The organism is Lacticaseibacillus jixiensis (genome assembly GCF_042847315.1).
GTDB classification, from domain to species: domain Bacteria; phylum Bacillota; class Bacilli; order Lactobacillales; family Lactobacillaceae; genus Lacticaseibacillus; species Lacticaseibacillus jixiensis.
Window position 1 is genome coordinate 1 of record NZ_BAAFPR010000012.1, and the last position, 11,264, is coordinate 11,264.

The following is an 11,264-nucleotide window of genomic DNA, read 5'->3' on the forward strand; positions in this document are numbered from 1 at the left end:
GACGAAGTCCATCAGTTGGCGACCTGAACTGAATAACTGAATAGGTCGTGCGTCGAGCCGAAAACTGGGTCGGTCTGTTCGTGGTGCATCGATCACCAACTTCTCCGCTCAGTCAGTATTCGCAACGATCCAAACGTTGCTTTCAGACCGGCCAGATGCGATTTCATGTCCCCAATACCGAGGTGAATAATCCAGGATAAGTTATGAGACTAGCGCTGTCTTGGGCTAAGTCAAACTGGTGAACGGCTACGTCGCCTGGTTTAACAACCCGCGTCTCTCCAGAAAAAATGGCTTAATTCTGGTTGAATACCGGAACCAAGCCATAACTGTTTAATTCAAGATCTAAATTGTCTAACTTTTTTATTGCGCCTCACAAGCGCAGGTGGGTCTATTTGTGGTTCAGGTTATTTTGCAACAGGCTTTTTAGGGGCGATCATGCTCAAGCCGATGCGCTCGCGCTTGAGATCCACCGAATCGATCCACACCGTCACGATGTCACCGATAGCCACCACCGACTTGGGATCTTTGACATAATGGTCGGCCATTCTGCCCACATACACCAAGCCGTCGTGTTTAACGCCAATGTCGACAAAAGCGCCAAAGTCCACGACATTGCGCACGGTGCCTTCCAGCTGCATCCCCACGCGCAAGTCTTCAATCGTCAACACGTCTTGACGCAACAGCGGCGTGGCCATGTTGTCGCGCAAGTCGCGGCCAGGTTGTTGCAAACTGGCCACAATGTCTTGCAAGGTCGCTGCCCCGACAGTGGCAGCTAATGGCTGCTGAGCCGCTTGGCGAATCGCCGCGTTGGCTTCCGGCGTGCCAATGGCGGAGCCGGCGACTTTGGCGGCTTTGAGTAGCTGCTTGGCCACCGGATAACTTTCCGGGTGAATGTCGGTGTTATCCAACGGTTCTTTGCCATCTGGAATGCGCAAGAACCCGACGGCTTGTTGATAGGCTTTAGGCCCTAAGCGCGGCACTTTCTTCAACTCGGCGCGGCTTTGGTAGCGGCCGTTGGCGTCACGGTAAGCGACAATGTTTTCGGCAATGGTTTTGCTTAAACCAGAGATTCGCGCCAACAATTGGGCACTGGCGGTGTTTAAGTTGACCCCGACGCGGTTAACGGCGCGCTCCACCACCGCGTCGACTTCTTGGGCCAAAGCCTTTTGCGGCAAGTCGTGTTGGTATTGGCCCACGCCGACTGCTTCCGGGTCGATTTTGACCAATTCCGCCAACGGGTCTTGCAAGCGGCGGGCGATGCTGATGGCGCTGCGCTGTTCCACATGCAAGTCGGGAAATTCATCCCGCGCCACTTGGCTGGCCGAATACACTGAAGCGCCGGCTTCATTGACGATCACATAATACACATCGCGCGTCAGCTGCTTGAGAGTGTCGGCCACGAATTGTTCAGATTCGCGGCTGGCGGTGCCGTTGCCAATGGCGATCATTGTCACGTGGAAGCGTTCGATTAAGGCGATCAATTCGCCGGCTGCGGCTTGGCGCTTGGCTTCTGGGGCCGGTTTGTGCGGGTAGATCACGGCTTTGGTCAAGAATTTGCCATTTTCATCAACCACTGCCAGCTTGCAGCCGGTGCGATACGCCGGGTCAAAACCCAACACGACTTTGCCTTTGATCGGCGCTTGCATCAACAAGTTATACAAGTTCTGGCCAAATACTTTGATCGACGCTTGTTCAGCCGTCGCCGTCAGCTCACTGCGCAATTCGCGCTCGATGGCTGGGCCAATGAAGCGCTTATACGCATCTTGATAGGCGTCTTCGAGAAAAGCCGCTGCTTGGGTGGTCGACTGATGGCCGATTAATTGCCAATGACACTGGGCCATGATCCGCTCAACGTCGACTTGGATCTTCACCGTTAAGATCTTCGCCTTCTCGCCGCGATTGATGGCCAAGGTGCGCGTGGCAGTCATGCGCTTAAGCGCTTCGGCAAAATCATAGAACTGCTGATAAACGCCTTTGTCATCCAACGCTTCGCCTTTGGGGCGCACATGCACTCGCAAAATGCCGGTTTGTTTGGTGTAATCACGCACCCAGTTGCGCAACTGAGCCACTTCACTGAAGGTTTCAGCCAAGATCTCATGCGCGCCGTCTAACGCTGCTTGGGCGGTTGGCACGTCTTTAGTCACATAGCGCTTGGCGGCGGCTTTAATGTCGCCTTTAGGATCAGTTAACAGCCACTTGGCTAACGGCTCTAGGCCTTGTTGTTTGGCTACGGCAGCTTTGGTTTGACGCTTTTGTTTGTATGGCAGATACAAGTCTTCGACCACTTGCAGCTTGGTGGCGGCTTGCAGCTGTTGGCGCAATTTAGGCGTGAGTTGGCCTTGTTCGTCAATGCGCTTGATCACCGCGGCTTTGCGCTCTTCTAAGGCCACAGCACGCTGGTGGGCTTCTTGGATGGCTTGCAGCTGCACTTCATCCAAGCTGCCAGTGGCTTCTTTGCGGTAGCGTGCGATAAAAGGCACGGTGTTGCCATCGGCCATTAATGCCAATACTTGCTGCACTTGATGATTGGTGATGCCGGACAATTCGCCTTGCATCAATTCGATGATTTTGTCACTCAATGGGTTATCCCTCGCCTTATTTGATGATGTCTTGCCAGTTTTCCCGAGATTTTGGGCAGTTGCGCTCATTATACCACGCAAGCGCCAGCGGCAAAGGCGCTGCGTGAAACCCGAACAAGCCTGGACAAATTGGCACAAGTGCCAGCAGATCACAGGTAATTTGATCATTTGGTTACTATCAATTCGTAAATTATGGTAGGATACCCCTATTATGTCAGGGAGTGAAACTGGAATGGTTTTCGGTCAATTTACGGCGAACATGTCGCTTTTTATCTTACGCGTCGTCACAGTCAGTTTCTTTAGCATCGGCTACATTCAATATTTCCAGCGCGTGTGGTATGACGCCTTTGAAAATCCCACAACCAAACCGCAATGGCGCCAGGTGCGCCGGCTTTGGCTGTTGGTGCTGACAGTGGGGATCGGCTTATATATCCATTATGCGGCAATGCAATATATTCATAATGATTCTGCGTTGCTTTATCATAACTGGGCCTTATTTGTGTTAACGCTGCCTTTGTTATTCAGGCACTTTAGCAAACTGGAAGTCACCTTGCAATACGCCGCGTTGGCTGTGGTGTGGTACATGCATCACGCCCCGAATTTCTGGCAGCCGGTGCCTTTGGCGGCTTTAGTCGCATTCGCTTGTACCGTTGGTTTGTTGAAAGCATACGGCGCACAAGTGATTCGCCATTGGTGGATCGGCGTGGCCGGCGGCTTGATCGGGGCATCATTATTTTGGCTCACTGTGCCGCCGATTTCCATGGGCATGCACATGACTTGGGCCTTGGTGATCCAAGCGATCGTGTTGTACACGTTGATGCTGGCGTTTGTCTTAGGCTATTGGCTGCGGCAATACCGCGAAGATCGGCGCATCCGCGAACACCAACGCTTGATCGACTACCAAAAAGGCGTCCAAGCCAACAGCTACACCGATCATCAAAAGGAATTACAAGCGCTGTTTGATGCCACCAAACAAACCGGCGCGCCGTTGAGTTTTGTCACGCTGGACTTGGATAACTTCAAGCAGATCAACGACCGCTTCGGCCACCTGGCTGGCAATGCCGTGCTGATTGGCGTGACTGACACCCTCAAGCAGGTCTTAGCCGAAGCCGGCATCGCCCATCAGTTGTATCTGACCACTGGCGAAGAATATAACCTTGTGTTCCCCAATCAAGCGGCGCAAGCGGTGCTGCCAGTGGTCAAAGCCTGCTGGCAAAGTGTGCGCAAGCGCGAGTACACTTACGATGAGCGCGCCATTGCCGTCACGATGTCAGTGGGGGTAACGACCATGCAGCCGGCAGACACCAGCATCAACGATATTTATAAGCGCGCCGATGATGCCTTATCCAAAAGCAAGCGCAGCGGCCGCGACGCGATCACGCTGGATGATCAGCTGGTTTCAGGCGTTGATCACTCGCAAAAGCGCCTGGCAGATTATCAATATTTTGCCCAAGGCGTCTATGACCTGACCAAGCCAGGCACCCCGAAGTATTATCACGAATTGTTGCTTAGAACCTATGACCCGATGCAAAAGCGCTGGATCTTGCCTGATTCTTTCGAGATCCCGGCGTGGATGCAAATCGCTTTGATCAAAGAGTTCATGAGCCACACGGCCTTGGCGAACTTCAACCTCAACTTAACTGCCGCCCAGTTTCAAGATCTGGACATTGCCAATGCCTTGACTCAATTTGCCGAAAGCCCAGAAGGCCCAGACAATCTCACCATCGAGATCACCGACCTCACCGATTCGCAAACCACGCGCCGCATCAGTGCTTTGTATCGCGCAGCCGGGATGAAGATCTTGATCGATGATGTGGGCAGCGACAACTCTTTTGAAGTGGTGCGCAATTGCTTGCCTTACATCAACGGCGTAAAGTTCGCCATGCAGAACTTGCGTAAAACCACCACCGCCCAAGCGCTGAATGAACGCGTCCAGTTCTGGCGCCAAACGGCTTTAGACAACAAATTGTCTTTTATCCTTGAAGGCGTGGAGAACGCCGACGACTTGGCTTTAGCCCGCGAATTGAATGTGCCTTATGTGCAAGGTTATTATTATGGCAAACCCGCCCAAGCTGAAGGCTTGACGCAAGATTAAACGAAAACGACACCAAGACCGTCGATAAACTCTTTGGCGAGAGCGACAATCTTGGTGTCGTTAATCGAATTCCACGTCTTAAACGGCCTGCAAGCAGCCGTGGTGGTGACACACCACGCTCTTTTTGGGTATCCAATCACTGCGATGTAAAGGACTAAATTACCCAAACAGACTTGCTAAACAACGGATTCCCCATTTGCCGGCAACTGTCATCATTCGAAGTCCTTGATTTCACCAGTGGCATAGACGACCTTATAAAGCGTGCCCCCTTCAAGCGTTACCGACCAATAAATTGGTGAACTGATGCCAGCAGAACCATGGCCAGTGACCCATTTGCCATCACCAAACTTAACCTTCAACAAAGCTTCAGCTTGTTTGTAATTCTTGATGGGTTCCCAAGCCAGGGGCATATTCCCGTTGGCTTCTTCAGCACGGGTGATCGCTTCGCGCGACGATTGCGGACCGACCTTAGCAGCCGGTGCGACAGCCGACTTGCCTGCCGCAATATCGGCAAAGCCTTTGGCGAGGTCTGCATTTTGCGTCACGGAAAAATACAGCCAATTCTTCTCGTTACCTTGATTCTGCATAGTTACCAACACTTTGGGCTGGCCGTGATACAGCGTGAACAAATACAAATGCTCCCCGCCAAACCCGGCTGTGGCCGCATCAGAATAAATCGCCACCACGGCATAATCCGCCGTGGTTTGACCGTCTTGAGACAACGAATAATTGATTTTCTGTTCACCAATGGCTGGCGGCATACGACCCAGTTCCGTTGGCACCTTTAAGCCATAGAAATCCACCGGGTGTGCGTCATCATATTCCACATACGTTTGCCCCATCGATTGCCCCCATTGCTGCATAAACGTCTCCAATTGAGCGGCTTTGGTGCTTGACCAAGGGGCTGCTTGTTTGACACTGCTTGAACTGGACGCTTTTGCCGGCTTTACGCTGCTGGACGCTGCTGCAGGTACCTTGACCTGGCGGCCAGACGCTGATTTACTCACTGCGGCTGACGACGCTTTGTGCGTCGCTGGTGCTTGAGACTTTTGTTGACAACCGCTTAACCCCAATAACCCGATCGCAGCCCCTACTGCGATCCCCCATATTTTACCCATCATCACGCCTCCTGTTTCAGATACCAATATTGTACCCACCGCGGTAAATTTTGTCACCTAATCTCACAGTTCTTGTGGACAAAACGCCAATTTATCTCTATTCTTAATCTAATTGTGTCCAAAATGATTGGAGTATTCACCATGAGAAAACCTGCTATTATCAGCTTCTTGGCGGCGGTTTTTGTCGCCTTGTTATGCCAAGCACCACAACCGGCTCACGCTGCAGAAAAAACTTACACCTTTGATACCGACGTGGCTTATGCGCCTTTTGAATTTGCCAACAAACAAAACAAATACGTCGGCATCGATATCGACTTGATCCGGGCCATTGCCAAAGCAGAAGGTTTCAAGGTCAAAGTCCAACATCCTGGCTTTAACGCCGCGGTGCAAGCCTTAGAAGCCCACCAAGTCGACGGGGTGATCGCCGGCATGACCATCACGCCAGAGCGCCAACAGAAATTTGCGATGTCTGATCCTTACTACCCCACCGGCCCAGTTGCCGCGGCCAAGCAAGGCTCAAACATCAAGTCGCTTAAAGACCTTAAAGGTAAGCGCGTCGCAGTCAAAACCGGCACTGCTGCTGCGGATTACGCCGCTTCGATCCAGAAGAAATACGGCTTCACCACGGTAACTTTCGATGATTCCAACAACATGTACCAAGACGTGATCACCGGCAACTCCGTGGCGTGTTTCGACGATCAACCGGTGTTGCAATACGCCATTGCCACCGGCATCAAGCTGCACATTGTCAACAAGCCGCAAACTGTTAAGTATTACGGCATTGCCGTCAACAAAGACCGCAACGATGACTTGATCAAGCAGCTTAATGCCGGGATCAAGAAGGTCAAACAAGACGGCACGTATGATAAGATCGTTGCCAAGTACTTAGGCAACGGCACCATCGCGTCGCAAAAGCAGAAAAACGCCAAAACCCAAGAAAGCGACCGCAGTTTCTTGGGCCTGCTGAAAGAAAACTGGCACACTTTGATGTCAGGCTTAGGTGAAACCTTGCTGCTGACCATTGCCGGCATCGTGTGTGCCACGGTGGTCGGCGTGTTGATCGGCTTGTTAGGGGTGATGCCTAACCACTTGGCTCAAGGCGTAGCCACAGTGTTCATTTATGTGTTCCGCGGCTTACCGCTTCTGGTATTGGCGTTGTTTGTTTATACCGGCATTCCGAGTCTCACCGGCTCTAAGATCCCTGCTTTCATTGCCGGCATCATTACCTTGACCTTCAACGAAGGCGCGTATACCGCCGCGTTTGTCGAAGGCGGCATCAACGCCGTGGCCCCAGGGCAAATGGAAGCCGCGCGCAGCTTAGGCCTGTCTTGGACCAAAGCGATGCGGGCGGTGATCTTACCGCAAGGCTTGCGCATTATGGTGCCAAGTTTCATCAACCAATTTATTATCACTTTGAAAGACACCTCGATTTTATCGGTGATCGGCTTGCTTGAATTGACACAAACCGGCAAGATCATCATCGCCCGCAACATGGAAGGCTTCAAGATCTGGACCATGGTCGCGTTGATTTATTTGATCATCATCACTGCGCTGACTTGGTTATCCAACTGGGTCCAAAAGCGCACCCAAAGCCACTAACCACATGCAAAAATGCCGCTTCGCAATCATCTGCGAAGCGGCATTTTTGACGTTCATTGGGCCAAGTTCAAGACCTTGCCGGAAGCTTTGGCCAATTCTTCAACCAGCGCAATGCCTTTATCTAAAGAAGCATTGTGATCCGTCAAGATCGCAATGGTGCAAGAGCGTTCGCCGCTGCCTAAATGGCCAATGGAATTCACGATCCAAGTGTCATCGTAGTTCAGCCGCCAGCCGTTCTTCAGCTGGCTGGACTTGGCGCCGGCTGATACACCCCAATTCTGATCTGAAGCCACACTGCCCATCAGGCCCTTGATGTATTCACGCGAGTTGCTGGTTAAATAATCGCCATTATAAAACACCGTGTTTAACAACTTCAGCTGATCTTGGGCAGTCGTCGTGGTGCTCACCCAACCGCTGGTGCCGGCGTGTGAATCACTCATCCCCAAGTTGGCAAACGCCGTGGCCACCCCGCTGGCGCCGCCGATTTCATTGTATAAGGCGGTGGCAGCGGCATTGTCGCTGTGTTCGATGGCGGCTTGCGCATTGGTTTGCTCACTGGTTGTTAAGGTCGTGTTCGCCGCGGCGTGTTGGTGCAACAGCTCAGTTAAGAAGGTGACTTTGAGGATCGAGGCGGTAGTATGCGTCGTATCGTTGGCCGAATTCAACGCCACGGTCGTATCGTATTGCTTCGAATACACCGCAATTTCAATGGGTTCGTCATGTTGCGCCAAGATCGGCTGCCATTGTTGTTTCAACTGCGCGGCGATAGTTGTGGCCGTTGGTTTGCTTGGTGCCGGCTTGGGATGACTGGTTGATTTTGCCGCTTTAGTCGATTTAGTCGTTGTGACCGTTTTGGTGCTGGCTTGATCTTGGTCTGTGGGGTCATCCGCGTTCAAGCGCCATAAGCCGATACCAACGATCAACACAGCCAAGCCTGCTGCACAAACTTTGCCTAATGGGGTGAGGTGATGTTTCATGAACGAATACCTAGACGACTGACGCCATTCCTTTCGCTAATCTCTGCTCCTATTCTAATCAATTACTGGTCAAAATAATAGAAGAAATTGTTAGCGTCGCCAATTTCCAGTGCAAAATAAAAAGGCCGCCGCTGTGGTGACCTTCCTTATTTACTCAAGCGCGCATCCAAATGATAGCTATCAACCACATTCAACACCGCTTCGGCATGCATCCGCAAGCGATTGCTTTGATGGCTGATGGCCCATTGCCGCACCAATAACAACCGCTCTTCCAAGCTTTGGCCTTGCGCCAAATGGGCATTCAACTCGTTGTGGCATTGCCCCACTTTGTGCAAGGTTTGCAATAAGGCGGCCACCGCCGCTTCGTCTCGGCCGTCGAGATGGGCACAATATCGTGCGCGCGTGAGTTGGATCTGTAATCGTTTCAAAAGTCAGCCTCCTTGTCCTTGATCTCACTATTAATTGTACAAGGTTGGCGCAGCTGATGCGAAGAAAACGCTTGCGCATAATCACACAAGCTGCCTATTCCACGGTGAAGCCATAGTTGCGGATGTGTTCTTTCAACAATTCCAAATAGCGTTGGGCCGTTGGCGACAGTTCGATTTTCTTGTGGCGCAAATAGCCTAACGTGATCGGGTCATCTACCGCCAGCGGAATGGCCACGATTTTCTCATCGTTCAAGTCACTGGAAATGATGCCGGAGCTGATGGTATAGCCGTTGAGTCCGACCATCAAATTAAAGATCGTCGCACGGTCTGACACGCGCACATGTTTTTGATGCGGCAAGGTGGATTGGATCTCTTCGGCAAAATAAAACGAGTTGGTATCGCCTTGTTCATAAGACAAATACGGATAAGGCGCCAAGTCTTCCAGCGTCAAGCTGGCTTTGGCAGTCAGCGGATTGTCGCGGCCGACAAATACATGAGGTTGGGCGACGAACAGCTTGGTGAAAGTCAGGTCTTTTTCGGCAATCAGGCGCTTCATCACGGTTTCATTGAAGCCGTTGAGGTATGTCACGCCGATTTCAGATTGGTTGGATTGAATGTCGTCTAAGACGTTTTGGGTTTGCGTTTCGCGCAAGGTGAAATCATACGCATCCCCACCGATTTCTTTGACCAGCTCCACGAAGGCATTGACCACGAAAGCGTAATGCTGCGCCGACACGGAGAAGTGCTGCTTGCGGCGCAAATCGTTTCTGAAGTGCTCGTCTAACAAGTTGACTTGATCCAAGACCCCGCGGGCATAATTAATGAACTCACGGCCGGCTGGCGTCAAGGTAATGCCGACTTTAGAGCGGTAAAACAGCTGCAGTTTATATTCTTTCTCCAGTTCCTTCATCGCTTGTGACAGCGACGGCTGGCTGATAAAAAGGCGCTTGGCGGCTTCGTTGATCGAACCGGTGGCGGCGATAGTTTCCAGATATTGTAATTGTTGAATGCGCATGATGGCCCTCCGTTATAGGTTGTGCTTATTATATCACCAAGCATTTCAATATTACCTATTTTCTCATCATTTTGTTAAGCTGTTCTTATCAATTTAACCGGAGGCAATTCACATGACCCAATCCCGCTTTCAACTTGTCGGCTCCTTGCTGCGCCCTGCCAACTTGCTGACTTATAAAGACCAAATCGAACACCGCGACGACATCACTTATCCTTTCTACGACGCTTTTGCCGGCTATCAAGCTACCGAAACTGCGGCGATTGCCTCAGTCATCGCCCAGCAGCAACAGCACGGCATCGACGTGTTGACTGATGGCGAGTATTCCAAGTCCATGTGGCATCTGGATTTTATCTGGGGCTTTGCCGGGATTCGCCGCACCATCGCAGATCATGGCTACCGCTTCGAAGATCATGACGGCGGCGACTTCGAAACCCGCAAAGACATCGGCATCCAGATCACTGCGCCGCTGTCTGGCAAACATCACCACTTCATCGACATCTTTAAACAAGTCAAAGCCCAAGCCAATGGCCGCGCGGTGAAAACCACCGTGTGGGGCGCTGCGCATGCCTACACCGAACTGGCAATTTTTGATCACTTGTATGGGGCAAACCAAGTCTACCCAACCAAAGAAGCCTTGAAGGCCGGCTTGATCAACGCGTATCAAGAATTCTTGACCGAATACAAAGCCGCCGGCGGTGAAATCATCCAATTTGACGATTGCTTGTGGGAACTGTTCAGCCCAGATAACGATGCCAGCTTCTTTGCGCAAGGCAACGACGCGGTTGCCGATTTGGCTGATGAATTCGTCGCCATCAATAACGCCGTGTGTGACTTCGGCCATCAACTCGGCTTGCGAGTGTGGACCCACAACTGCCGCGGCAACTACGCTTCGCGCCATGCCGCAAGCGGCAGTTATGCCACGATTGCCGCTAAGTTCTTAGGCGATCAGCATTACGACCGCTTCTTCTTGGAATGGGATGACGAACGCGCCGGAGACCTCAGCGCCTTGGCTGCCTTGCAAAAGCGGCCTGAAGTCGAAGTCGTGTTAGGCTTGCTGTCGTCTAAATCCGCAGCGTTAGACGATGAAGCCCGCGTGTTGCGCCTGTTGGAACAAGCCGCCACGATCTTGCCCAAAGACAAATTATACTTGTCGCATCAATGCGGCTTTGCTTCTTGTGACGGTGGCAATGAATTGTCCGCTGCCCAACAATGGGCCAAGATCGATCAAGGCCAAAAGCTCGCTGCCAGCTTCTGGGGCTGAGCGCAAACCGTCTCGCCAACGTTTGGCGAGACGGTTTTATTTTTGCATTATTTTGCCAAAATAGTTCACGATTCGTGAATTTAACGCATCCAAGCGGCAACAAATGGGTGTCGGTGATGTAAATTAACGGAAAATATTTTAGACCAGTTTACTATATTCGCTATCCTGTAATATAATAATCATAATTTGTGG

At 51.6% G+C, this 11,264-nt stretch carries 8 protein-coding genes; 3 read left to right on the forward strand and 5 right to left on the reverse strand.

Annotated features, from left to right (window positions below; all coding sequences use genetic code 11):
- Window positions 1-404: 404 nt before the first annotated feature.
- The gene (locus ACGG90_RS08870) at window positions 405-2,555 is read right to left on the reverse strand and encodes a Tex family protein (protein ID WP_390408691.1); all 2,151 of its coding nucleotides are present in this window, start codon (window positions 2,553-2,555) and stop codon (window positions 405-407) included.
- 256 nt (window positions 2,556-2,811) lie between these two features.
- Here ACGG90_RS08870 and ACGG90_RS08875 point away from each other — a divergent pair, with 256 nt between their 5' ends.
- On the forward strand, window positions 2,812-4,674 hold the full coding sequence (locus ACGG90_RS08875; RefSeq protein ID WP_390408476.1) for a diguanylate cyclase: 1,863 nt from the start codon (window positions 2,812-2,814) through the stop codon (window positions 4,672-4,674).
- Between the two features lie 212 nt (window positions 4,675-4,886).
- Here the strand turns inward: ACGG90_RS08875 and ACGG90_RS08880 are convergent, their stop codons facing one another.
- Window positions 4,887-5,792, reverse strand: coding sequence for a DUF4767 domain-containing protein (locus tag ACGG90_RS08880; protein ID WP_390408479.1), 906 nt, complete (start codon window positions 5,790-5,792; stop codon window positions 4,887-4,889).
- 141 nt (window positions 5,793-5,933) lie between these two features.
- On the opposite strand from ACGG90_RS08880, the gene ACGG90_RS08885 reads away from it, so the two are divergent.
- Window positions 5,934-7,391, forward strand: coding sequence for an ABC transporter substrate-binding protein/permease (locus ACGG90_RS08885; protein WP_390408482.1), 1,458 nt, complete (start codon window positions 5,934-5,936; stop codon window positions 7,389-7,391).
- 53 nt (window positions 7,392-7,444) lie between these two features.
- Here the strand turns inward: ACGG90_RS08885 and ACGG90_RS08890 are convergent, their stop codons facing one another.
- The 3 genes from ACGG90_RS08890 to ACGG90_RS08900 all read right to left on the reverse strand — a co-directional run bounded on the left by ACGG90_RS08890 (window position 7,445) and on the right by ACGG90_RS08900 (window position 9,811).
- The gene (locus ACGG90_RS08890; protein ID WP_390408485.1) at window positions 7,445-8,368 is read right to left on the reverse strand and encodes a serine hydrolase; all 924 of its coding nucleotides are present in this window, start codon (window positions 8,366-8,368) and stop codon (window positions 7,445-7,447) included.
- 146 nt (window positions 8,369-8,514) lie between these two features.
- On the reverse strand, window positions 8,515-8,796 hold the full coding sequence (locus tag ACGG90_RS08895; RefSeq protein ID WP_390408488.1) for a hypothetical protein: 282 nt from the start codon (window positions 8,794-8,796) through the stop codon (window positions 8,515-8,517).
- A 94-nt stretch (window positions 8,797-8,890) separates the two neighbouring features.
- Complete coding sequence (locus tag ACGG90_RS08900; protein WP_390408490.1) at window positions 8,891-9,811, reverse strand: LysR family transcriptional regulator; 921 nt, start codon at window positions 9,809-9,811, stop codon at window positions 8,891-8,893.
- A gap of 112 nt (window positions 9,812-9,923) precedes the next feature.
- Here ACGG90_RS08900 and ACGG90_RS08905 point away from each other — a divergent pair, with 112 nt between their 5' ends.
- Entirely contained in the window at window positions 9,924-11,072 is a 1,149-nt protein-coding gene (locus tag ACGG90_RS08905) for a cobalamin-independent methionine synthase II family protein (RefSeq protein WP_390408493.1), read from the forward strand.
- Window positions 11,073-11,264: the final 192 nt, after the last annotated feature.

What these genes read in the sequence shown, in the direction of transcription:
- ACGG90_RS08900 (WP_390408490.1), bottom strand. Translation starts at nt 9,811, where the DNA reads ATGCGCATTCAACAATTACAATATCTGGAAACTATCGCCGCCACCGGT.
- ACGG90_RS08870 (WP_390408691.1), bottom strand. Translation starts at nt 2,555, where the DNA reads ATGCAAGGCGAATTGTCCGGCATCACCAATCATCAAGTGCAGCAAGTA.
- ACGG90_RS08875 (WP_390408476.1), top strand. Translation starts at nt 2,812, where the DNA reads ATGGTTTTCGGTCAATTTACGGCGAACATGTCGCTTTTTATCTTACGC.
- ACGG90_RS08880 (WP_390408479.1), bottom strand. Translation starts at nt 5,792, where the DNA reads ATGGGTAAAATATGGGGGATCGCAGTAGGGGCTGCGATCGGGTTATTG.
- ACGG90_RS08890 (WP_390408485.1), bottom strand. Translation starts at nt 8,368, where the DNA reads ATGAAACATCACCTCACCCCATTAGGCAAAGTTTGTGCAGCAGGCTTG.
- ACGG90_RS08905 (WP_390408493.1), top strand. Translation starts at nt 9,924, where the DNA reads ATGACCCAATCCCGCTTTCAACTTGTCGGCTCCTTGCTGCGCCCTGCC.
- ACGG90_RS08885 (WP_390408482.1), top strand. Translation starts at nt 5,934, where the DNA reads ATGAGAAAACCTGCTATTATCAGCTTCTTGGCGGCGGTTTTTGTCGCC.